The following is a 24,903-nucleotide window of genomic DNA, read 5'->3' as shown; positions in this document are numbered from 1 at the left end:
TGCTGTTATGTGGCAATGGCTTGTGCGTTTGTACCACCGCCTCGGTTCGCCGAAGTGGTTCTATGAACTGACGGGGAAGTGGATTATCTGGCTGGCGCTGCTGTCCGGTGTTGGCATGCTGGTTGGCGTGGTGATGGGGTTGCTGTTTGCTCCGGCGGATTATCAGCAGGGTGACAGCTTCCGGATTATCTACATTCACGTACCGGCAGCGATTATCGCCCAGAGCGGCTACATGATCATGGCGGTATCCGGTGCCATCTTCCTGATCTGGCGAATGAAAATGGCGGCCTGGGTAGCGCGTGCGGTTGCGCCGCTGGGGGCCAGCTTCTGCCTGATTGCGCTGTTTACCGGCGCGATCTGGGGCAAACCGACCTGGGGCACCTGGTGGGTCTGGGATGCGCGTCTGACCTCGATGCTGATTCTGCTGTTCCTGTATTTCGGGGTGATGGCGCTGCAGCGTGCGATTGAAAGCGAAGACGCCAGCCACAAGGCCGGTGCCATTCTGTCGCTGGTGGGGCTGGTGAACATTCCGATCATCAAATACTCCGTTGACTGGTGGAACACCCTGCATCAGCCAGCCACCCTCAAGCTGACCGAGCGTCCACCCATGCACCCGGACATGCTGATCCCGCTGTTGATCATGATTGTGGCGACCTATCTGCTGTTTGCCTTGCTGGTGATCCTGCGCACCCGTAACGAAATTCTCTGGCACGAACGTAAACGCAGCTGGATTCAGGAACTGCCTGAAGTCGCAGCGCGTATCAAAGGGGGGCAACGCTGATGGAATTTCACAGCTTCGCCGAATTTATTGCGATGGGACGGCACGGTTTTTACGTGTGGCTGTCTTACGGCCTCACCTTTCTGGTGCTGGCCATCAACATTGTGTTACCGATTCTCGATCGGCGACGCCTGTTAACTGAGCAGGCTCGTCGTCTGCGCCGTGAACGCAGTTCATCTGCGGTTGTTTCCGAGGAGAACAACGATGCATCCACAACGTAAAAAACGCCTGCAGCTGATCCTGTTTATGGTGGTGGCCATCGGTGCTGCGGTGGGCCTGCTGATGTATTCGCTGAGTGAAAACGTCAACCTGTTCCAGACTCCGACCCAGATCGCCAACGGCGAAGTTCCGGTCGGCCGCACCATTCGTGCCGGTGGTCTGGTGGTGGTTGGCAGTCTCAAGCGTGATGACACCGGTTTGGCGGTGACCTTTCAGGTAACCGACGGCGCGGCCACGGTGCCAATTCATTACGAAGGCATTCTGCCGGACCTGTTCCGTGAAGGTCAGGGTATTGTGGCGCTGGGCAAGCTGGATGAGTCCGGCACCCTGCAGGCCTCTGAAGTGCTGGCCAAACACGATGAAAAATACATGCCGCCGGAAGTCAAACATGCCCTCGATCAGGCGCATGAAGACGGCAAAGCTGCCATGCAGAACCCGGCAAGCAGTAACTGAGGCGGAGTGCCCTGAAGGCGACTTCGGGGCAACCGTCACTTTTCAACCAATGAGACACAAGCATGTTTGATCTGTATGGCGATCTGTCGCCGCAACTGACGGCTGCCCCGGAGTTTGGTGAGCTGGCGCTGATCATGGCGCTGGTGGTAGCGGCGCTGCAAACCCTGATTCCGCTGTGGGGCGTCAAGCGTGGTCATGGTTTGTTGATGGCCTATGCCCGACCGCTGGCGGCTGCCCAGTCGATGTTCCTGCTGCTCAGTCTGTTTATGCTGGGCTGGTGTTTTGTGCATGACGACTTTTCGGTTGCCTATGTGGCCAGCAACAGCAATACCGCGTTGCCAACGCCATACAAGATCAGTGCGGTGTGGGGTGCTCACGAAGGCTCGCTGCTGCTGTGGGTAACTCTGCTGGGGTGCTGGGGTCTGGCGGTAGCGCTGTTCAGTCGCTCGCTGCCACTGCCAATGCTGGCCCGTGTGCTGGGCATCATGGGCCTGGTGTCCTGTGGTTTTATCCTGTTTACACTTGAAACCTCCAATCCGTTTGCCCGTAACCTGCCTTCCATTCCAACCGAAGGTGCAGACCTTAACCCGCTGCTGCAGGACTTTGGCCTGATCGTGCATCCGCCAACCCTGTATATGGGTTACGTGGGTCTGTGTGTGGCGTTTGCCTTTGCGATTGCCGCGCTGATGGGCGGTCGTCTGGATGCGGCGTGGGCACGCTGGTCTCGTCCATGGACCACTGCCGCCTGGATCTTCCTGACCATTGGTATCGCATTGGGAAGCTGGTGGGCCTATTACGAACTGGGCTGGGGCGGCTGGTGGTTCTGGGACCCGGTTGAAAATGCCTCCCTGATGCCGTGGCTGGTTTCCACTGCGTTGTTACACTCCTTGGCCGTGACTGAAAAACGGGGTCTGTTCAAAAGCTGGACCGTGTTGCTGGCGATTTTTGCCTTCTCTCTGAGTCTGCTCGGTACCTTTTTGGTGCGTTCCGGTGTGCTGACGTCGGTGCATGCGTTTGCCTCCGACCCTGAGCGTGGTGTGTTTGTGCTGGCGCTGCTGGGTATCTGTGTCGGTGGTTCGCTGCTGCTGTACGCCATCAAGGCGCCAACCGTGGCTTCCGTTGGGCGTTACGAGTGGATCTCCCGTGAAAGCTTCCTGCTGCTGAACAACGTTCTGCTGGTGGTGGCGGCCTTCGCTATCCTGCTGGGTACCCTCTATCCGCTGCTTGTCGACTTCCTCGGCAACGGCAAGATTTCCGTGGGTGCGGTGTGGTTCAACACCATGTTTGTGCCAATTTCCATGATTCTGGCGATTGCCACGGCAGCAGGTGCGATTGCGCGCTGGAAAGCCGATTCCTTCGGCCGTCTGTTCACCATGCTGTGGCTGGCGGCGATTCTGGCCGTAGTCGTAGCGGTCGCTGCTCCATTTGTGATGGCATCCTCTATCAACCTGAAAGTGGTGATGGGGATTGGTCTGGCGGCCTGGCTGATTGTTGGCAGTTTACTGGACGTGTGGCGCAAGGCTCGTGGCCAGCTGTCGCGTATCGGCGGCCTTGGCCTCAGTTACCTCGGCATGATCATCGCCCATATCGGTGTGGGTGTGACCATTGTGGGTGTCACCATGGTGGCCAATTACAGTCAGGAAGAATCCGTGCGTATGGCGCCGGGCGAGTCGCACACGCTGGGTGACTACCGGTTTGTTTTCGAACGTGCTGGTCATTACGAAGGCCCGAACTATATCTCTGACATTACCCGTTTCTCGGTGTATGACGGCGACCAGCTGATCAACACGCTGGAACCTGAAAAACGTCGTTACACCGCACGTGGCTCCATCATGACCGAAGCCGCAATCGACGTGGGCCTGTTCCGCGACCTGTATGTATCTATGGGTGAACCGCTGGATAACGGTGCCTGGGGTATGCGTCTGCAGGTGAAACCATTCATGCGCTGGGTCTGGCTGGGTGCCATTTTTATGGCCATTGGTGGTCTGCTGGCCATGCTCGACAAACGTTATCGTCAGCGTCGTTCTGAAGTGTCCGGAGGAGAATTGCCGGTATGAAGCGTCTTTTTCTGTTTTTGCCTCTGCTTGCCTGTGTGATTCTGGGGGTGGTGTTTTTCCTGTCGATTGGTCGTGAAGACAAGGACGTGTTGCCATCTCCGCTGATTGGCCAGCCGTTCCCGACCTTTAATACCGATGCTCTGGAAAGTGGTGCTCCGCTGGGGCGTGAACATCTGCTGGGTAAACCGGCGCTGGTGAACGTCTGGGCTACCTGGTGCCCAACCTGTAAGGCTGAACACGAGTTCCTGAATATTCTCGCCGAAGAAGGTGTGACTATTTACGGCATCAACTACAAGGACGATGACGAAAAGGCACGCCAGTGGCTGTTCAACTACGGCAATCCATACGATCTGGTTCTGCGTGACCCGGATGGCAAACTGGGCCTCGACCTTGGGGTGTACGGCGCGCCGGAAACCTTCCTGATCGACAGTCAGGGCATCATTCGTGGCAAACACGTGGGTGACCTGAATGCTCGTGTCTGGGAAAAACTCGAAGCCGAATACCGGGCGCTGAAGTAAGAGGGCACAGGGATGAATCAACCTTTACGAGTATTCGCTTTGTTGCTGGCCTTGTTGTCCTGGCCTGCGCTGGCAGTGGTAAACGGCCATAAATACCATTTCGACGACGCCGAGCAGATTGCCCGCTTTCAGGCGCTGAATGAGTCACTGCGTTGTCCCAAGTGCCAGAACCAGGATCTTGCCGACTCCAACTCACCGGTCGCCGGTGATATGCGCGACAAGATTTACGAACTGATGCAGCAAGGCAAAACCGACGACGACATCGAAAACTACATGGTGGCCCGTTACGGCGATTTCGTCCGTTACAAACCACCGTTCCGTGCAGACACCTGGCTGCTGTGGCTCGGACCAGTTGCGGCACTGGTAATTGGTTTGCTGGTCGTCGCCATGATTCGTCGTGGTCGTCCAGCGGTTGCGCCGTTAACCCCTGAAGAACAGGCCCGTTTGCAGGCATTACGTGCCGGTGCTGGCAGCAAGAATGAGGAGCCCAAGGCATGATCCTGATGTTGGCAGTATTACTGCTGCCCCTGGCGTTGTTACTGTGGAAACCGGTCTGGTATCGGGCTGTGGATAACCAGCAAGGGGCTGCCACCAACCTGCAGCTGTACCGTGAACGCAGTACCGAACTCGAAAGTTCTGATCTGCCAGAGGATGAAAAAGCCGCCCTGCAACTGGAGCTGGACCGTGAGTTTCTGGCTCAGGCGGAAGAACGTGCGGAAATCCGTACCCGTGATGGTCGTGCTTATGTGCTGCTGACGGCGGTACTGATCATCACTCTGATGAGTTCGGTAGCTCTGTACCAACTGTGGGGCTCTGCGCCGGAGTTGCAGGCGACGGCGTTACTCGACAAGGGTGAAAAGGTAGAGCTGACCCAGGGCGAACGGGAACAGCTGATGAGCCTGCTGGGTCATGCGGCTGCTCGTAATCCCAAGAATCTGGAATGGGGTTATCTTAATGCCCGTCTGCTGAGTGCTACGGGTGATTATCCGGCGGCGATTCAGGCGTTCCAGAACATTCTGGATGTGTTGCCAGCGGATGCCACTGACGATCGTGCGGCGACCATGACCCTGCTGGCGGAAGCGCGGTTTTACGGTTCTGATCAGAAAGCCGACGAACCTACTTATCAGTTGCTGAAAGATGCACTGGCTCTGCAACCCAACAGCCGTCAGGCACTGGGGCTGGCGGGTATCCTGGCGTTTGAGCTGAAGCATCCGCAAGAAGCCATCAACCACTGGAAAGTGCTATGGCAAAGCCTGCCGGATGGCCCGGAAGCCCAGATGCTGGCACAAGGTATTCAACGTGCAGTATCGGCTTTGCAAGCCAATGGTGAAAAGGTTGATCTGTCCTGGATGCAACGTGCCAGTCTGAAACTGCATGTCAGCATCAGCGACGAAGCCCGTCAGAAGGTGCCTGCGGATGCGCCGGTATTTATTCTGGCCCGTGCTGTGGCGGGTCCGCCAATGCCTCTGGCGGTAAAACGTGTAACTGTAGCCGATTTGCCATTGGACGTAACACTGGATGACAGCATGGCAATGGCGCCGGGCATGAACATCAGCGGCTTTAACGAAGTGGTGCTGGTGGCGCGTGTATCACTGACTGGCAAACCGGTTGCCAGCAGTGGTGACTGGCAGATTGAGTCAGCTCCGGTCAGCAACCGCGAAACAGAACGCCAGTCTCTGGAGATCAGCCAGCTGGTGCCTTGATCAGGCCAGGTAAAAACAAAAACGCCCGTTAGATAACGGGCGTTTTTGTTGGTGGCTGGCGGAGATGCCGGAGTCGATCAGGACTTGAAGTTCCAGCTCAGGCTCAGGTAACCGGACAGCGCTGTCAGAGTGTTTTCCGGACGGCTGACGGTGCCTTCAGAGGTGGTTTCTTTAATGGCATCTCGATGGCTGTAATGGGCATCCGACACCAGCATCAGCGCAAATTTCTTGCTGAACTGGTAACCGACACCGAGACGGGCACGGGCATCCAGACCGCCAGCAAATGCCTTGTTCATGGCGCGGGTATTGGATGTATTCAGTACGTGTTCGTACATGACCGTACCCACTTCAAAAGACCCCAGCCAACGTATACCCGGATTGCGATCTACAAAGTAGCTGTCATAACCAACACCAACCATGGCGCCAAAAGTGGCAGCATCTTCCAGAATCACGTCCTGGTTCTCTTCTGGCGAGAAGCGGATGGCTTCCATGTACTCGTCAACGGTGCTGATATCGGTGTATTTGCCTGCCGCAACATCGGTCGCAATCTGGTTCATAAGGGCGGCATCGTTGCGGATATTGCTCTCGATTCCATCGGCAAACTGGTTGGAATAACTGGTTGAACGCCAGTCATAACGAGAGAACGCGATTTTCTGATAGTGACCACCGGCCGTCAGGTAAGTGCCATTGTGCAGGTGGTAGGCCATGGTCAGGTCGATGGTGTTGAAGTTCATGGTTGCCATGTCCTGCTGCACTGGGCCTGCAAAACCGGAAGCGTTCCATTCTTCCATACGTTCCATGGCGATCAGAGTGGAGGCGGTGGTGATATAAAATCCCCAGTCTTCGTTGATGGCGGTGTAACCACCGGTGCGTTGCACGAAGTTAACGGCATCAAAGTCGGATTTGACCTTGTAACCACCGAAGTTCGGGATTTTCTCTTCGTAGCTGACCCATTCGAAACCGGCGGCACCGAATACACTGAAGGATTCGTTACGGAATTCTGCACTGGCTGGCTGGCTGGCCAGCAGGGCACTGGTCAGAGCTACGGAAAGGGAAAGGGGCTTGAACATGGCTGCGTCCTGCTGACAGTGATTTTGTGAAACAGTTCAATACAAGAATATACCGTTCACTGCATTTAACGACCATGTCTCATGCCATTTATCGATAAATGGCCGTATTGGTGTTGTTCTGTCCCAAAAAGCAAAACTCTGGCGTCTGGCCGGGTCTCGATCGGATCTGGTGGCAACTCAGCTTGTTAATTGGCCAGGCTGCTTGCCCTCTTGGGGGACCTTGTCCCCCGGCCGGGCGGGCCTCCCCTGCTTTTGCCCGACTGGGCTCGTTTACCCGGTTTTCACCGACAACGGCTGTGCGACCCCGCTCAGATGGCACATCCCTGTGCCAACTGAGCTGGCGGGGCATCCATGCCCCGGCCGGGTCGGCCGTTGCGGTGAATCCCGGCTCGCCCAGATGGGCATTGGGCAGCCAGCTGCGCTGGGCGAATTCGGTGTTAATAGTTGCTCGGTTGTAGGGTGGGCATTTATGCCCACAAAAATCGCGCCCGACGTCTGGTGGCAACTCAGCTTGTTAATTGGCCGGGCTGCTTGCCCTCTTGGGGGACCTTGTCCCCCGGCCGGGCGGGCCTCCCCCTGCTTTTGCCCGACTGGGCTCGTTTCTCCGGTGTTCACCGACAACGGCTGTTCGATCCCGCTCAGATGGCACATCCCTGTGCCAACTGAGCTGGCGGGGCATCCATGCCCCGGCCGGGTCGGCCGTTGCGGTGAATCCCGGCTCGCCCAGATGGGCATTGGGCAGCCAGCTGCGCTGGGCGAATTCGGTGTTAATAGTTGCTCGGTTGTAGGGTGGGCATTTATGCCCACAAAAATCGCGCCCGACGTCTGGTGGCAACTCAGCTTGTTAATTGGCCGGGCTGCTTGCCCTCTTGGGGGACCTTGTCCCCCGGCCGGGCGGGCCTCCCCCTGCTTTTGCCCGACTGGGCTCGTTTCTCCGGTGTTCACCGACAACGGCTGTTCGATCCCGCTCAGATGGCACATCCCTGTGCCAACTGAGCTGGCGGGGCATCCATGCCCCGGCCGGGTCGGCCGTTGCGGTGAATCCCGGCTCGCCCAGATGGGCATTGGGCAGCCAGCTGCGCTGGGCGAATTCGGTGTTAATAGTTGCTCGGTTGTAGGGTGGGCATTTATGTCCACAAAAATCGCGCCCGACGTCTGGCGGCAACTCAGCTTGTTAATTGGCCAGGCTGCTTGCCCTCTTGGGGGACCTTGTCCCCCGGCTGGGCGGGCCTCCCCCTGCTTTTGCCCGACTGGGCTCGTTTACCCGGTTTTCACCGACAACGGCTGTGCGACCCCGCTCAGATGGCACATCCCTGTGCCAACTGAGCTGGCGGGGCATCCATGCCCCGGCCGGGTCGGCCGTTGCGGTGAATCCCGGCTCGCCCAGATGGGCATTGGGCAGCCAGCTGCGCTGGGCGAATTCGGTGTTAATAGGTGCTCGGTTGTAGTGTGGGCATTTATGCCCACAAGATAGGACCCGACGCCCGACGCCCGACGTCCGACGTCCGACGTCCGACGTCCGACGTCCGACCGGATCTGGCCGGGCGCTAGTAGAACTGTGATCTCATACCGGCCAGGCTGTTCTGGTCGGCCTTGAAGCGGATCTTCAGGAACACACCTTTGGCGGTAAAGTTGGCGGCGGAGAAGTCGCCATCGATAAAGCCGCTGAAGTTGTAACCTACGCCCAACCAGGCGTTGGTTTTCGGAATCCAGCCAATCGACAGGCCGGTGCCGTATTCAACCTGCTCACTTTCATACAGGTGCAGACGGCGGCCGTGCGCGCCAATATCCCAGTGTTCGCTGAAGTGGTGACGCCATTCAGCAGCCATGTAATCCGTGGTGGAGGCGTAATCACCGCCGTTGTACTGATCCAGCACCCGCTTGATACCGTACTGGTTGGCCAGCTGATCGTAGTCTGACACCTGCCAGTTGGTATGGAAGTTCTGGATCAGTTTGCGGGTACGCTGGTCGTTAGTGACGTTTTCACCGCCAGTGGAGCTTTGTGACCAACGGGTCTGCGCCAGCATGGCAAATGGTGACTGGCGTGGGCGCAGGGCGAGGTCGTATACCACATCCAGCTCCTTGGAATAGGAACCTTCCTTCAGGGAACGGAAGTAGTCCAGACTGCCGCCAGTCGCGATGTCATCGTTCACCGGGTGGTACAGACCACTACGAGCTACCCACTTGTCGGTCACACTACCATCGCGGTATTCCAGACGGCTGTTCCACTGCCAGGCTTTGGTGGTGTAAGCCAGACCTGTATGGGTGGCGTAGTAGTCTTCGGTCATGTCGATATCTTCAGCCGGTTGGTTGGCTTCGATATTACGGGCCTGGTCAAAACCGAGGCTGGCGGTCCAGCGGTCATCGATTTCGAAATCCTGGTTGATGCCCGACAGTGCCATCAACTGGTACGCATCTTCCTGACGGAACTGTTCAACACTCTGCTCGACCTTGGCGCCTTTCCATGGAGATGTACGTACACCAGAGCTGGTGCGTTCCGGTGCTTCACGACTGAAGCCGGTTTCATGGCTGGCAAACAGGGTAGTACGTTCGGTCAGTTTATAGTCGGTACCCAGTTTTAATTCGTCGTAGGAGGTACTGCGACGGCTGATGTTGGAATAGGCTTTGGCACTGACTTGCATACGGCCACCCATCACCTTGGTGCTGGCTCCGGCGGTCAGCTGGTCGGCGTATTCATCACCACTTTCGGATTCTGCCTGGTAATTCAGGGTACCAAAGCTGAGCTGCTGCTCGTCATTGAGGTCGTGTTGTAACTCGGTTTCGTTCTGATAGGTGTCGTAACCGGTGCTCAGCTGCTGATGGTGGAAGGTCTGGGTTTGCAGACGATCGTTATCACTGAGGAATACCGCACCGTCCACACCTTCTTTGGCATAGTCGTTTTCGCTATTGATGGTCTGATCTACGCCGTAGTTTTCAGTCTGGCGGCGCACATAGGCTTTGGCCTCGGCTTTGTCAGAACGATGAGTGACCTCAACCAGATGGGCGCTGCCATCCTGTTTTCCTTCGGTGGTGCTTTGACTGCTTTGACCCACTTCCGCAGCAATTTCGGTTTTGCCAATACGCACCTTGGCATCCACGGCGTTTAATTCACCGTGCTGGTCAGGTTGGTTCTGATTCAGGGAGGTAATACCGGCTTTAACCTTGTCATCCATCAGTTTGACACCGGCACGGCCACCGGAGATAAAGCCTAATGAGTCAGCACCGGTATCGACCTCGTACTCCGCAACGATATAACGCGGGTTAAAGTCGGAGTCGGTGGCACGAATCGGTTCCTTGAAGTAGATGGTGCCATCCTGGTAATCCAGCACGTAGTCGGCATCGCGCACCAGGGTCTTGCTGGAGATAATCACTTCACTGCGGTAACGGTCGCGCACTTCAATACGAATGGTTTCACTGCTCTGGACAATGGATTGCTGGCTCAGCTGGTACAAACCGGAGGTGCCGTCACCCTGGATTTCGTCACGCATAAAACCGTTATTGGTTTGGGCTACAAAACCGGTAGCTTCGATGTTTTTGCCATCATAAGCGGACTGCACACCGGTCATTTTACGGTTGTAAGCGCCCAGTTTGGTTTTGTTGAGGCCAGTGTTGATATCACCAAACATGGCGTAGAAACGGTCACGTTCAATACGCACATACAGCTTACGCGCCGAGCTGGCATCCAGTTGTTGTTCGCTGGCGTCACCGTACAGAGTGTAATAACGGTCGGCATCAATCAGATGAGAGAAAGCCTCAGACTCAGGTTTGCCGCTGTCGTAGGCAGCGGTCAGCAACCATTCACCTTTGATCTGGCCCTGGGTATAAAACGCAACACGGCCATCGTTATAGATGTTGTCATCAATACCGGCGGCCTTGCGGCTTTCGGCGTCACCACCACTGTTGGTATAACCCCAGGTACCTTCACCCAGACCAACCAGGATCCATTCGCGTGGTTGTGGTTTTAACCACACGCGCAGTTCGTCACTTTGGCCGTTGTCATAAGTAAAAGTCAGTACCACTTCACCGGCTTTGGAAACCGGCTGCAGACGAATATTGGCAATACCATCTTCACCCACGTAGTAGGTATTTTCAGTATTGCCGTTTAATGGATTAGCATCTTGCTCCTGCTTGATCTTCAACAGCTGATACGGATTGCTGATATCAAGCGAGCCTTGCAGGTTAGCGCGAATCGGGTAACCGTCTTTATCAGTCAGACGTACCTTGATTTGTGGAGGGTTAATACCATCCGCAACCAGCACACTCTGGTCGGTCAACAGTTCAGCCTTGGCAGGTATCTGGGCATACTGGACACGAGATTCCATGGTTTTAACCAGATTGCCACGGCTATCACGGATCTCGGCGGTAAAACGGTTGGCACCGGGTTGAATCTTGATACCACGCCAGGTGCTGACCATCAGGTTTCGCCGTGCACTCGGGTAGCTGGTGTCATAGTTGATCAGATCAACTTCCTTGCCTTCCAGCAGCAGACGTACACGCTGGCCTTTGGTATGCATAATTGCCACGTGGGTCGCGGAAATGCTCGGGCTGATATCCAGACGCGGCCAGACCCAGGTGGGTTCTTCTGGCTGTTGGGCAAACCAGGTCTCATCAAACTCTGGCATGTGCTTCATTTCGACAAAGTCTTCGCCACCTGCCGCAGTGGCAGCGCTGCCAGCGCCACCGTTCAGACGGGCAATCCCCGGAATGCTGGCTTCAATCGACTCGGTCTGTAACTGGGCACCGAGGGATTCCAGTTTGATATCCGGTTTGCCACCCAGCAGTTTGACTTCAACTCGACGGTTCTGGGCCTTGCCTTCAACGGTATCGTTGCTGGCAATCGGGTCGGTTTCACCTTTACCGGTGGCCGAAATCTGTTCGGGGGTCAGTTCCAGTTCTTCACTCAGATAGTTGGCAACCGACTGCGCACGCGCTTCCGACAACGCCTGGTTATCCGGGAAAATATGGCGGCTGCGTGGTGCAATACGGGTGGTGTCGGTGTGGCCGACAACTTCCAGTTTCAGGTCGCGCAGATCCAGCAGACGCTCCACTACGGAGTCCATGGTGTATTTGTCATCATCGGATAGTTCGGCAAAAAACACGTCGAACTTCGGATAACGTGGCTGCTCGATCAGCTCTTTGGGCGGTGGCAAGGTCAGGCGCGCACGGGTCTCGACCGCTGGAACCTGGCCTTTTTTATCTTCTACCTGGAAGCGGGTGACGGATTTGGTCTTGAGTTCACCGGCTATGGCTTTGTCGGTCACAATACCGTTAAACAGGATCTGCTGTTTCCACTCAGCCGGTTTATCCCCCAGGTCGTACATCAGGGTGTTGCTGATATAACGTGGGTCCGGGATTGGTTTGCCGTCCAGGGTACTGGAGCCCTGCTCATACATAACACCTTCCGGCAGGGATACCATCTGCACCACCTGATTAACGGCCAGACCGGTACCGGTGACGTCCAGCTGGTAGTGCAGCTTTTCAGCAACAGGGGAGTTAAATGGCAGGTGACCATCGCTATCGGTTGCCAGTGGCGCCAGGGTCTGGGTCAGGTACTGGGTAATTTCACCTTTGGCGGGTTCTTTCATTTTCAGGGTGAAATCCACGCGCCACAGGGTGCCCGGTTGCAGATCCACAAACTGGCTGAAGCTGCGACCGGCATGGAAACCGAGGTTGTCACAGGTCTGCAGTTCGAGCCATGGTGGCAGGGTAACGGTGTCGATCTGGACAACGTGTGAGCCTGGGCGAACGTTTTCGATATGCCATTCACCGGCTTCGTCGGTTACCACATAGGTGCCGTCTTCCATATACAGACGGATACCTTCAACACCTTCTTTCTGGCTGTCGGCTTTACAGTCGCCCACGTATACACGGCCAAACAGGCGTGAACGATCGCGGAAGAATTCATCTTCGATCTGTACGCGCGCCGTAGCTTCCTGGGTGGTCAAGACGTCATCGACCAGTTGTATCCGGTTAACCACATAGTCGTGGGCCTGAGGCGTAACCCGGGTTACGTAACTGACAGTGAAGGTCGCGTTGGCATCGGTATCCGGCACGCTGAACGTCAGGGTGCGGCCGTTGCTGCTGATTTCCGGGTCGGTCGCGGCTTCGTCACCAAACTGGGTGGAACCACTGACGTATTGCAGTCCGGTTGGCAACAGGTCTACCAGTTTGCCATCGGTAAGGTTTACGTCGGCCAGGGTCAGGGTGACGCTGAAACGGATATAGTCACCCACACCGGCGCTGGTAACGCTGGCAACCTTGCGCAGGATAATGCCGGAGTCGAGTGGGTCGGCCGGAATATCGGTGGCAAAAATATGGTTACGAACCGTAAATTCTCCGGCGCGGGAGATACCGTTTAACAGGTATGGGCCAGTGCTCAGGCTGTTGATCTGGGCATCGGTGGCCTGGGATGGAATCCGGTAATTGGTTGGGGTAACAAATTCCAGTTGATACGTGCCGTTTGGCAGATACGGGAAACGAAATGCACCTTCCGGGAATACCGGTTGGCTGCCGGTGCTGTCAGTGGCACTGGCGGTAATGGCGGTGCCGGAGCCGGTCACCACTTCGGATGGGAAACGGGTTACACCGTCGTCATCGTATACGGTGGCTTCCTGACCGGTACTGGTGTCAATAATTTTAACGGTCACACCACTCAACAGTGCACCGGAATAGGCATCAAACACACGGCTGTAGGGGTCAAAATCAGCGCTGTCGCGCAGGCTGTCGGTGTCGTCGTTGTTATCTATATAGAGGGCAACAGCCTGTTCGCCGTTCATCATCGACAATTCACAGTTATAACTGGCGATACTGCTGTCGAGGGCTACGGTGTTCAGTACGCCATAAAAAATACCGGTATCCACGCCGGATTCGGTCAGGCGCAATAGCTCTGTATCGGTACCCATACTGTTGGTAATGGTGACTTCAACGGTATCCAGACGCACCGGGTTGAGGTTCTGATCCTGATCTTCAACACGCACCAGCAAAGGTTCACCGACTTTAAAACCGTAGTCTGAGGTGGTGATGCTGTAGTTACCCGGAATGGCCTGGCTGCTGCCGGTCATATCCAGAAAGCTGCTGGAGCTGGTAAAGCTGCCGCTGCTATCCGCACATTCGGAATCGTTAAGGGTAATGGTGTCGGAAGCCGTGGCGCTCGACTGATGTAAAAACTCAAGCGTGGCACCGGTCGCTGCCGGGCTAAAGCTGATTTCTTCTGTCGTAAGGGATACCGAGCTGGTTCGGCGCACACTGCTGTTGCCAACCAGATAGTCGGCAACCGCAATGTTGGTAATTTCGGTGTTGGCAGGAGTGGTCGCCGCATGGACCACTCCGCCAGACAGAATAAGCAGCAGCGTTGGAATCACTGTCAGCCGACCACGCAGCCAGGCCAAAGGCCCGGCGGGTGGTGTAATGGCTGATAAATGAATAACAGGCTGCTGCATGGGGCAGTCTTAGTTGATGGTTACGCGGAACGTGACGGTTTTTGTCGTTGGGGTACCAGTTGCCGTACTGGTTGGAGTTGGATAGCCAGCTGGGTGGCCTGGTACTGTGGCAGCCGCAAGCGTCGCAATGGTTGCTTCGACAGTAGTAGCCATAGTGCCGGTATCGGTCACTGCAACACTATCAAGCTCGGTGGAGTTGGCAACATAGGTCGTATTGGCTGGAATCGCGTCCGACAGGTTAATGCCGGCAGCAGCAGCACCGCCCCAGTTCTGAACTTCCAGGGAGTATTCAACAACGGCGCCAGGAATGGCTTTTGGATTGGTAGTGCCGTTGATAGGGTCGGAGATGACCTGAGAAGTTTTCACAATCGCCAGGAATGGGAAGTCCAGTTCTACGGCGTTATCAACGGTTTCGGTGTTGTTGCGGCCCACATCAGCATAAACAATATCAACGGCGTTGATATTATCGCTACCAGAGGTGGCGGTGGAGCCGTTTGTTGGGTCCTGGTCGCCAGTGTCTACATCATGCTCGGTTGCTGCCAAGGTGCCATCGGAGCTATAGGAAGCCTTGTAGCCATATACAGTCGTCAGCAGAGAGGCGATATCGGCATCAACACCAACAAACCCGGCATCTGTCATGGTGACGTAGACGGTGTAGGTTTCGTCTGGTTGTACCAGGATCGTGGCGTAGTGCGAGCCTACGGCAGTGAGGGTAGCATCATCTCCGTTACCCAGAGTGGTGTCGCCTGAGCCGGTAAAGCTGAAGGCAGGGCTTGAAGGGAAGTCAATGGTGTCAGCCACCGGAGTAGGATAAGACACGGTTGTGTTGGTGGCTTGATCCACTGGTTTGGTGACGAGGAAAGACATTGGCGCGTTACCAAGGTTGGAAATGGTATACGCTGCTACCGTTTTGGTGGTACCACCGTTACTAACGGTGTACGGAGACGTTTCTACTCGGTCAACAACGAAGTTGACCTTAACGTCAACCAGAAAGGTTGCGGTGTTGGAATCAACATCGGTCTGGTTGGTGCCACCAACAGCATAAGAAACAGACGCGGTGTTGGATACTTTTGTACCCGCATCGGTGTAGCTGTTAGGTGAGCTGACGGAGCCAGCATTAGCAGTAGACACACCACTCAGGGCCGCTACTACCGCAGGCAGCCAAAGGGCTTTTTGCAGTTTCATATTAATAAGTCTCCCGGTTATTTGACTCGAACCTTGAATTCCACATCACCACTGCTACCAGCGGCTACGGAGTTGATACTCCAGCGAATGTGGGTAATTTCGCTCGCCTTCGCAGGGCGTTGTGCACCGTTCTCTTCGACGGTTAATTCAGCAGCCCGGGCGAACTTCTTGCCCTGATCCGCGGAATAGGTGATCTGGCTATTCATGCCAGCCGCGCTGTTGACGACGTATTCGGTGTTGTCTGGCACCGGGTTGTTCACCACCACGTCGGTTGCGGTTTCCTTACCGGAGTTAACGTAGTGGATGCGATAACCCACCAGATCACCCGGCACAATGTTTTCAGGCTTTTGCCATTCTTCGGTCACAGAGCCATCGGCCTGTTTTACCGCCACAATATGGAAGGCGGTGGTGGTCAGACTGACCTGAGCGAATGCCATCAGGGGGGCAAACGCAAGGGCGCCAACCAGCATTTTGATCATGCGCATATTCATAACTCCGGTTACTTGATTTCAGCTTTGAGCTGGATGGTGTAGCTGCTGCCACTGGATGGTGATCCCAGATTGACCGATACGGTGCCACTGGTACCAAGTGATGAGTTAAAGCTACCAGCGTCGGTATCGGAACTGCTGTCGGTGAGGGCGGTGCTATCCAGCGTCAGGGAGCTGGCGACATAGTCCATCTGTGATGGAATCGGGTCGCTGATGGTCAGGTTATTAACAGTACCGGTAACCACAACGGCGATGTTGTAGGTCACGACACTGCCAGGTACCAGGGTGTTGCCACCAAAAGGATCAACGGTGCCAACAATGGTTTTGTTGATGCTGACGTTGGCGCTACTGGTTCCCAGCTCAAGGGTGCCCGTGGCATTACTGGTGTAATTATTCCCCACCACTGCATCGGGTGCGCCGCCGGATCCTGCACCGGAGATGCTGCTACCAGGAGTTCCTCCTCGGGTGTCAACCGTTTCGGAGGAGGCGGTCAGGCGTAGTTGGCTAAGGTCGCCAGTTGTGCCAGTACCTGGAACATCGGACACCACAAAAATGGTGGCACTGGCATCAGCCAGCAAGCCTATGGAAGAAGAGCCTGCGGTTAGCTGGGTGTCACCAGAATCGAAGACGCCATTACCGTTAGTATCGCGATATACCCGCACGTTAGTGGTATCGAAGTTATCGGTCGTTAACTGGGTGACATCCAGTACGAAGTCTTCCTGACCGTTACCTACGTTGGTAACGGTGTAGGTTAATACCTGGTTAGTGGCGCCCGCTGTAGTTGAAACGCTGCTGCTGTTTCCGGAAACAACGTTGACATCGATCAGTTCAAGGACGACCAGGCTGACGGTGCTGCTTTTGGTCAGAGTACTGGTGCCGCCTGGCAATGTGTAACTGGCGGTGGCGGTGTTCGAAATATTAGTGCCAGCTGCGGTGCCAACCGCCCAACTCATAGATGACGCCAGTAACCCGGCTCCGATTAATGCCAGTTGTTTAAGACATGTCATTCTTGTCTCCTTATTCCCGGTAAGGTGGCCCGATCGTTCGCGTAGTGCGCATGTTCGGTATGCCGCAACAAACCAAAAAAGCCGGCACGACAAACTGTTGGTTGGGAAGTTCCATCAGCTTGTCTCTGGCTGGCTTTTTATTATTGCGGTTAAGTGGTTTTGTATGTCTTTTTGTATATTTTTGTTAATAGTCGAGCGAATGGTAGATAGTGCCTTAACAAGCGTCAATTGCCGCATCTGTGGCTGATATTGGCTTAAAAAAACGCCTAACCTTGTGTTTTTTCAGGATAATCTGATTGTCCTACAATAATGGTATTGATTTTGTTGCTAATGTCGGCAAAAAAAATACCATTGTCCCAAATTTACATTTTTTAACATTTTTAAGGGTTATTTTTTCAATTAATTGGAATTGAGTCTCAAATGAGAAATAAATCACTACTCATGGTTACATTTTGAATATCCGACGAAAGGTATTTTTTCTGATTTGTTTCTTCTGATGGATTGTCGACGATTGGGCGGTGTTTGTTGCGGAGCGTTTTTTGAACGCTTTTCTGAATGGTCGAAATTGTTGCGAAATCCGGGATAGTTAATCAGGGCAGAGACAAGTCTTGATTCCGGATTGACTGTCTTTATGCCATGGTAATCCATGGTGCTGGGCCCCCAGGCAAACCCCGAGCCCCCAGGAGACGTGTCACGAGCGTGCGGCTGCGGCGAAGGTGGAAAAGACTCGATGGTATGGTATCGCTCACGTGATCCGATGCTTTCACACAGAACCATACAGGGTTTTCAGAATGTCCAAGGTTCTGCGGAAAAACGCTTTGCAGTTTTTGCGAGTGCTGTCATCCAGATCCTCTGGACGTTTCTGAAAGTCGGTGCTGCTGATTTTTAACCAGATTGGGGCCATGGAAGTTAAACGCTGGTCTGCCCCGGCTACTTCCTTGGTACAGGTGTGCTCAATGGTTTGGCGCGTTAGAGTGTGGTCAGCACATGTTCGCAGTGAAGCGAATGGTCGGCACTGACCCTCAGCCGGGCCGCCGAAGACACGGTTATGAGGCTTGCGGGAACGCTGGTTTTCCGAATAGACCATTGTCTAATTTAGGGACAGGGCACCAATGACCAATATGGGCTGAGCAGTCTGTATCTTCGCTGTTCAGACACAGGGACTGAGCGATAAAACAATTAAATAGAGGGGAGACGCCATGAGCGATCAGAAGATTTTTCCGGTGAAGCCGGAGTTTGCGGATTCAGCCTGGATTGATAACGATAAATACCTCCAGATGTATCAGCAATCTGTTATCAACCCGGAAGGTTTCTGGCGCGAACAGGGCCAGCAGCGTATCGAGTGGATGCGTCCATTCACCAAGGTTCGCAACGTATCTTTCGATGATCACAACTGCGCGATCCGCTGGTTCGAAGACGGCACCCTGAACGCTTCTGTCAACTGTCTGGACCGTCACCTGGAAACCCGTGGTGACCAGACCGCTATCATCTGGGAAGGTGACAACCCGAACGAAAGCAAGAACATCACTTATAAGCAGCTGCACGAAGAAGTGTGCCGTTTCGCCAACGCTCTGCGTGGTCAGGGTGTGCGTCGTGGCGACGTCGTGTGTATCTATATGCCGATGATTCCGGAAGCCGCGGTTGCCATGCTGGCTTGTACCCGTATCGGTGCGATTCACTCGGTGGTGTTTGGCGGTTTCTCTCCGGAAGCTCTGGCTGGCCGTATCGAAGACTCTAACGCCAAGATCGTGATCACGTCTGACGAAGGCGTTCGTGCTGGCAAGAAAGTGGCTCTGAAGGCCAACGTGGATGAGGCTCTGACTCACCCTGAAATCAAATCTCTGGAAAAAGTGATCGTTGTTAAACGCACTGGCTCCGATATCGCATGGCACCCATCCCGTGACGTGTGGTACCACGATCTGGTGTCAATCGCTTCTCCAAACTGTCCACCAGAAGAAATGAACGCTGAAGACCCGCTGTTCATTCTGTACACCTCCGGTTCTACCGGTAAACCAAAAGGCGTGGTGCACTCTACTGCCGGTTACCTGGTATGGGCTTCCATCACTCACCAATACGTGTTCGATTACCACGATGGTGATGTGTACTGGTGTACTGCTGACATCGGTTGGGTTACCGGTCACACCTACCTGATCTACGGTCCACTGGCTAACGGTGGTATTACCCTGATCTCCGAAGGCGTGCCGAATTACCCATCTGTGAACCGCTGGTTCCAGATCGTTGACAAGCACAAGGTTAACATTCTGTACACCGCTCCAACGGCTATCCGTTCCCTGATGGCTGAAGGTGAAAAAGCGATTGAAGGCACCAGCCGCAAGTCCCTGCGTCTGCTGGGTTCTGTGGGTGAGCCAATCAACCCTGAAGCCTGGGAGTGGTACTACAACGTGGTCGGCGAACAGCGCTGCCCAATCGTGGATACCTGGTGGCAGACTGAAACTGGCGGCGTGATGATTGTTCCTCTGCCAGGTGCAACTCCATCCAAGCCTGGTTCTGCAACCCGTCCATTCTTCGGTGTGCAGCCAGCTCTGGTCGACAACGCCGGTATGATTCTGGAAGGCGCGACGGAAGGTAACCTGGTCATCGTGGACAGCTGGCCTGGCCAGGCTCGTTCCGTATTCGGTGACCACGAGCGCTTCGTACAGACTTACTTCTCTACCTTCCGTGGTATGTACTTCACCGGTGACGGCGCTCGTCGTGATGCCGATGGTTACTACTGGATCACCGGCCGTGTGGACGACGTGATCAACGTTTCCGGTCACCGCATGGGTACTGCTGAAGTGGAATCTGCTCTGGTTGCGCACCCGAAAGTGGCTGAAGCGGCAGTGGTGGGTTACCCGCACGACATCAAGGGTCAGGGTATCTACGTATACGTGACGCTGAATGCCGGTGAAGAAGCCAGCGATGATCTGGTGAAAGAACTGCGTAACTGGGTTCGTACCGAGATTGGCCCGGTGGCCACTCCGGACCTGATTCAGATTACTCCAGGACTGCCGAAGACCCGTTCTGGCAAGATCATGCGTCGTATTCTGCGCAAAATCGCGGCCAACGAACACGATGCACTGGGTGACGTATCCACTCTGGCTGATCCATCAGTAGTAGACAGCCTGGTTGAGAACCGTCTGAATCGTCGTTGATTCGGACAGTCTGATCGCGCAAACTGACAACGCCGGCCGCAATTCTGCGGCCGGCGTCTGTTTTTGTGCGCTCGCCAGGATTTCCCCAGTGCATCCGCTATTCTGAGTCTGTGGGGGATTTGGAGTAACGAGGGACGCACGGAAGTTTTTCTGTGCTATGTGGAGGATTTACATGCAGTTAGCTCAAAAAATAATTATTGCTGACGATCACCCCCTGTTCCGGACTGCCATGCAGCAGGCTGTTAAACAGCTGGTCCCGGATGTGACCATTGAACAGGCTGAATCGTTGCCGGAACTGCAACTGGTAGTTGAACAGCATGCCGATGCGGATCTGATTCTGCTCGATCTGCAGATGCCCGGTGCTCACGGTTACTCTGGTCTGGTATTCCTGCGTTCCCATTACCCGGAGATTCCGGTGATTGTGGTGTCCGCTTGTGAAGACCCAGCCATCATGTGTCAGGCCCTGGATCATCAGGCGTCTGGTTACATCGCCAAGTCATCCTCGCTGGAGGATATTTCGGTCGCCATCCGCCAGGTGCTGGAAGGTGATCTGTACCTGCCGGAAGTTGCACGTCGTCACCAACACCAACCAAACCAGAATGCGCTGGATCTGGCTGAGCGTCTTGCCAGCCTGACACCTCAGCAGTTCCGGGTATTGACCATGATGGCCGAAGGTATGCTGAACAAGCAGATCGCTTATGATCTGGACGTCAGTGAAGCCACTATCAAGGCCCACGTTACTGCGATTTTCCGCAAACTGGGTGTACGTACTCGTACCCAGGCGGTGATTGCAGTACAGAGTCTCGACATCGAAAGACCAGACACCCAGATTGCCAGTGCCCAGCACTGAGTGGTTGTTCTGCGGATATAAAAAAAGCGCCTGATGGCGCTAATGCCGATCAGTTAAAAGCCGTCGGCATTCTTAAACGTCGCTACCGCATCGGTTGGTCACGATCTGCTCGGCTTGTTAATTGGCTCTACCGTATGCCCTCATGGGGGACCTTGTCCCCCGGCCGGGCGGGCCTCCCCCTGCTTAGCCCGACAGGGCTCGTGTTTCCGGTTTTCACCGACAACAGCTTTTCGACCCCGGCCAGATGGCACATCCCTGTACCAACTGGCCTTGCGGGGCATCCATGCCCCGGCCGGGTCGGCCGTTGCGGTGAATCCCGGCTCGCCCAGATGGGCATTGGGCAGCCAGCTGCGCTGGGAAAATTCGGAAATCAATGATCAGGCTGTTTAAAAGTCCTTAATTGATCAGCATTACCTGATGGCGCTTTTTTTATTCCTGCTCGGAAGAGTTAGTCTTGCTGGCCATGATCTGCAGGCTGGCTGATCAGACGGCGGATCAGCGCGCGCAGTGCAGCCGGACGAATCGGCTTGCGCAGATAATGATAACCGTTGGCTTTGGCTTCTTCGGATACCGACTGGCGCGGATCGGCGGAAATGATAATGCCGGGAATCTGTGGGTCGGCGAATTTCTCGCGCAGGTGGTTCATCGCCTGCAAACCGGTTTCATCGTTATCGAGCTGGTAATCCGCCAGCATGATGCGCGGCTTGAATGGAATATTGTCGACGTCTTGCAGGCCATTGCAGGAGTACACCTGGCATTGCCAGCTGTCGAGCAGGGCGTTCATACCGGCCAGCACTTCCTCGTCGTTATCAATACAGAAGGTCGGAACCCCTTCAAAACTGGCACTGGCGAGTACCCGTGAGTCGTGGTTGTCCTGACGGCTGAGATCGGGCGGTGCAACAGGAACGGTCAGGCTGAAACAGGTGCCTTTGCCGGGACGTGAGCGCACACTGACTTCATGACCCATACGTTTCGCCATACGTTCAACAATAGCGAGGCCAAGCCCAAGCCCCTTGCTGTCCTGTTTGCCCTGATTCAGGCGTTTGAACTCGCCAAAAATCTCTTTCAGCTTGGATGATGGAATCCCGATGCCGGTATCCCAGACTTCAATCACCAGTTGTTCGCCACGTTTACGACACCCCAGCACCACACCACCTGTCGGGGTATAACGCACGGCATTACTGAGCAGGTTCTGCAGAATTCGACGTAACCAGTGGGCGTCGCTGCGCACCCATAAACCGGTATTGCGGACTTTCAGCTTCAGCCCTTTGGCGGCCGCCAGTGCAGTGAATTCATCGCGCAGTGGTTTTAATACGGTACTGAGCTGGATGGCATGCGGGTTGGGCTCCATGGCTCCCGCATCCAGTTTGGCGATTTCCACCAGAACTGATAACACGTCTTCGGCGGATTGCAGCGCACCTTCGAGGTGTTCCAGCAGTTTGCCCTGTTCCTCGTTGAGCTGTTTTTGCGCCAGCGTGGAGGCGAACAGTTTGGCCGCGTTGAGTGGCTGCATCAGGTCGTGGCTGGTGGCTGCCAGGAAGCGGGTTTTGCTGTTATTGGCTTCAATCAGGCGCGAGGTTACGTCATCCAGCTGCTGGGTGCTTTTTTCGACCCGTTGTTCGAGGGATACATTGGCCTCGCGCAGCGCCTGTTCGGCACGGCGGTGGACGGTGATGTCGGTAAAACTGGTAACAAAGCCGCCATCGGGCATCGGATGCCCCTGCATATAGATCACCACGCCATTGGGCAGCGAGCGTTCGAACTGGTGGGCGGAGCCGGAGCGCAGGAAACTCATACGACGGTTGACCTGTTCTTCAAGCGCGCCGGTGCCACAAAAACCGCGATTGGCGTTAAACGCGATCACTTCCTGAATCGGTCGGCCAGACTGAATAAAGCCCGGCGGATAGTTAAAAATTTCCAGATAACGATGGTTCCAGGCCACCAGTTTGAGGTCGCGATCGACCACACTGACGCCTTGCTGCAGGTTTTCCAGTGCGGCCTGTAATTGCTCACGGCTCATGGAGAAGGCCTGACTGGCTTCGCTGGCGAGGAACGCGAGGTCGCGAATCTGGATGCGCTCACCACCGAGCAGGGTCGAAAAAATCACCCGTGCCGATGAGGATCCCACCACAGATCCGAGCAGTTTTTCGGCTTCCTGAATCAGGCTGCTGCTGGCGATGGCATTGTCGTACTGGATGCCATGGCGGGCCTGATAATCGGTAAAGAAGTCATCGGTTTTACGGAAGCCGAGAATACGTTCCAGCACTACCCGAACGTCGTCCACCTTGCAGTCGAAGGCTGGCAAAATGCGGTCTTTTTGGGTCAGGCTGCGGGCGCTGGTGAAGTCACCGGCCAGCATACGTTCGCGCACGGAGGCACTGGTGACAACAGAAAACAGGATGTAAAAAAACAGGTTGCTGACGAGGCTTAGAATCACCCCGGTACTGAACTGGTCGATATTAAAACCGGCAACAATATCGGCCAGATGATCTTCGCTGACACCGGGCAGGTTCTGGGTAATAAATGGCCACATCAGTCCGTAGAACCAGACGCTGACACCAGCTACCAGGCCGGCAATCGCACCCTGGCGATTACCGCCTTGCCAGACCATGCCGCCGATCAGGGCAGGAGCAAACTGGGCGGCAGCGGCAAACGACAACATGCCAATGGCGGCCAACGAGTCGAACTCGCCGACCAGCCGATAAAACAGATAGGAACCCAGAATCATCGACAGAATGACCAGGCGGCGCACGGTTAACACCAGTGTGCGAACCTTGCTGGAATGCTGCATATCGGTACTGGTCTGCTGCTGGCGGAACATGGCGGGCAACACCAGTTCGTTGGACACCATGGTGCTGACGGCAATGGTGGCGACAATAATCATGCCGGTGGCGGCGCTGCCACCGCCAATAAACGCCATGACAGCAAGTGCTTCCTGACCCAGCGCGACTGGAAGGCTCAGCACATAGGTATCCGGTTCAAAGCCAATGTCTTGCATAAACAGGTGGCCGGTGAGGGCAATCGGCACCACAAACAACATCATCAGGATCAGGTAAATCGGGAACAGGAAGCGTGCAATTCGAATGTGCTGGATCGATTCGTTTTCAATCACACTGACCTGAAACTGCCGTGGCAAGGCCAGAATGGCAAAACCGGCCAGTAGGGTTTGGAGCATGAATGACAGCGTGACCATCTTGCCGGCAATCAGCGGATGTTCCGGCAAGACCTTGCGGGTCAGCTCAAACAGTTCGGTAGGAGAGTCGTACAGATAGGTCATCACCCAGATGCCAACGGCGACAAACGCCACCAGTTTCACCACCGACTCAAATGCAATCGCCAACATCATGCCGGGGTGTTGCTCACTGGCGTCGATATCCCGAGTGCCAAATACGATCACAAACATGGCCATCACCAGGCTGATGTAAAACGCCGTGTCTTCCCAGAAGTCATGTGGCCCCGTTGGGTCATTCCCCAATGGCACAATCAGCAGGTCAAAGGTGGTGGAAATGGCTTTTAGCTGCAGGGCGATGTAGGGCACCACGCAGAGAATTGCCACCAGAGTTACCAGAATCGCCAGGGTGTGATCGCGGCCATAACGGGTGGCGATGAAATCGGCAATCGAGGTGATACGTTTTTCCTTGGCAATCCGGATGATCTTGCCTAGCAAACGCCAATAGAGGGTCAGAAACAGAATCGGCCCAAGGTAAATAGCCAGGAACATCCAGCCACTGGTAGCCGCCTGGCCAACCGCGCCGTAAAACGTCCATGAAGTGCAGTAGACGGCCAGCGACAAACTGTAAACGAGGCCGGAATTGTGGATCGGTTTGCCGAGGTGAGCCCGACGATCGCCGTACCAGGCGATACCAAACAGGGTGACGATATACAGGACTGAAATCAGGACCAGTTGCCAAACCGGAATCATGCTGCACCTTGTGTTCGTTCTTATCGGGTCTGCCGGGGCAGACTGTGCCTTTTTTGACCGCC

The 24,903-nt window shown here is 55.2% G+C and carries 15 protein-coding genes; 9 read left to right on the top strand and 6 right to left on the bottom strand.

Annotation, left to right across the window (positions count from 1 at the left end; translation table 11 throughout):
- Nucleotides 1-7 precede the first annotated feature (7 nt).
- The 7 genes from OUO13_RS00945 to ccmI all read left to right on the top strand — a co-directional run bounded on the left by OUO13_RS00945 (nt 8) and on the right by ccmI (nt 5,728).
- Nucleotides 8-781 carry a heme ABC transporter permease gene (locus OUO13_RS00945; RefSeq protein WP_283171972.1) on the top strand — a complete coding sequence of 258 codons (774 nt, stop codon included), beginning with the start codon at nt 8-10 and terminating at the stop codon, nt 779-781.
- Nucleotides 781-999, top strand: coding sequence for a heme exporter protein CcmD (gene ccmD / locus OUO13_RS00940; RefSeq protein WP_283171971.1), 219 nt, complete (start codon nt 781-783; stop codon nt 997-999). Before OUO13_RS00945 ends, ccmD begins: the two co-directional genes overlap by 1 nt.
- Nucleotides 983-1,450 (top strand): cytochrome c maturation protein CcmE, encoded by a 468-nt coding sequence (gene ccmE / locus OUO13_RS00935; RefSeq protein ID WP_283171970.1) that lies wholly within the window; start codon nt 983-985, stop codon nt 1,448-1,450. The genes ccmD and ccmE overlap by 17 nt, the downstream gene beginning before the upstream one ends.
- A 62-nt stretch (nt 1,451-1,512) precedes the next feature.
- On the top strand, nt 1,513-3,507 hold the full coding sequence (locus tag OUO13_RS00930) for a heme lyase CcmF/NrfE family subunit (RefSeq protein ID WP_283171969.1): 1,995 nt from the start codon (nt 1,513-1,515) through the stop codon (nt 3,505-3,507).
- On the top strand, nt 3,504-4,025 hold the full coding sequence (locus OUO13_RS00925; RefSeq protein WP_283171968.1) for a DsbE family thiol:disulfide interchange protein: 522 nt from the start codon (nt 3,504-3,506) through the stop codon (nt 4,023-4,025). Before OUO13_RS00930 ends, OUO13_RS00925 begins: the two co-directional genes overlap by 4 nt.
- A gap of 12 nt (nt 4,026-4,037) precedes the next feature.
- Nucleotides 4,038-4,523 carry a cytochrome c-type biogenesis protein gene (locus OUO13_RS00920; RefSeq protein WP_283171967.1) on the top strand — a complete coding sequence of 162 codons (486 nt, stop codon included), beginning with the start codon at nt 4,038-4,040 and terminating at the stop codon, nt 4,521-4,523.
- Nucleotides 4,520-5,728, top strand: coding sequence for a c-type cytochrome biogenesis protein CcmI (ccmI, locus tag OUO13_RS00915; protein ID WP_283171966.1), 1,209 nt, complete (start codon nt 4,520-4,522; stop codon nt 5,726-5,728). The genes OUO13_RS00920 and ccmI overlap by 4 nt, the downstream gene beginning before the upstream one ends.
- Nucleotides 5,729-5,805: 77 nt before the next feature.
- Here the strand turns inward: ccmI and OUO13_RS00910 are convergent, their stop codons facing one another.
- From OUO13_RS00910 to OUO13_RS00890, 5 genes are all read right to left on the bottom strand, one after another.
- Nucleotides 5,806-6,798, bottom strand: a complete 993-nt coding sequence (locus tag OUO13_RS00910) for a hypothetical protein (RefSeq protein WP_283171965.1) — start codon at nt 6,796-6,798, stop codon at nt 5,806-5,808.
- Nucleotides 6,799-8,345: 1,547 nt separating this feature from the next.
- A complete protein-coding gene (locus tag OUO13_RS00905) occupies nt 8,346-14,237 on the bottom strand; it encodes an OmpA family protein (RefSeq protein WP_283171964.1) in 5,892 nt (1,963 codons plus the stop codon).
- 9 nt (nt 14,238-14,246) lie between these two features.
- Nucleotides 14,247-15,422: a hypothetical protein gene (locus OUO13_RS00900; protein ID WP_283171963.1), complete on the bottom strand. Its 1,176-nt coding sequence runs from the start codon at nt 15,420-15,422 to the stop codon at nt 14,247-14,249.
- Nucleotides 15,423-15,439: 17 nt separating this feature from the next.
- Nucleotides 15,440-15,907, bottom strand: coding sequence for a hypothetical protein (locus OUO13_RS00895; protein ID WP_283171962.1), 468 nt, complete (start codon nt 15,905-15,907; stop codon nt 15,440-15,442).
- Between the two features lie 14 nt (nt 15,908-15,921).
- Nucleotides 15,922-16,917, bottom strand: coding sequence for a hypothetical protein (locus OUO13_RS00890; protein WP_283171961.1), 996 nt, complete (start codon nt 16,915-16,917; stop codon nt 15,922-15,924).
- A 1,199-nt stretch (nt 16,918-18,116) separates the two neighbouring features.
- Between OUO13_RS00890 and acs the strand changes: the two genes are divergently transcribed.
- Both acs and OUO13_RS00880 read left to right on the top strand, forming a co-directional pair.
- The gene (gene acs, locus OUO13_RS00885; protein WP_283171960.1) at nt 18,117-20,069 is read left to right on the top strand and encodes an acetate--CoA ligase; all 1,953 of its coding nucleotides are present in this window, start codon (nt 18,117-18,119) and stop codon (nt 20,067-20,069) included.
- Between the two features lie 172 nt (nt 20,070-20,241).
- Nucleotides 20,242-20,919, top strand: a complete 678-nt coding sequence (locus OUO13_RS00880) for a response regulator (RefSeq protein ID WP_283171959.1) — start codon at nt 20,242-20,244, stop codon at nt 20,917-20,919.
- Nucleotides 20,920-21,367: 448 nt separating this feature from the next.
- Here OUO13_RS00880 and OUO13_RS00875 read toward each other — a convergent pair whose 3' ends face one another.
- On the bottom strand, nt 21,368-24,841 hold the full coding sequence (locus tag OUO13_RS00875) for a PAS domain-containing hybrid sensor histidine kinase/response regulator (RefSeq protein ID WP_283171958.1): 3,474 nt from the start codon (nt 24,839-24,841) through the stop codon (nt 21,368-21,370).
- Between the last annotated feature and the right edge of the window lie 62 nt (nt 24,842-24,903).

It is taken from the genome of Parathalassolituus penaei (assembly GCF_026626885.1).
GTDB classification, from domain to species: Bacteria; Pseudomonadota; Gammaproteobacteria; order Pseudomonadales; family Oceanobacteraceae; genus Oceanobacter; species Oceanobacter penaei.
Note: the sequence above shows the minus strand (reverse complement) of the source record. Positions and strands in the feature narration are given on the sequence as shown.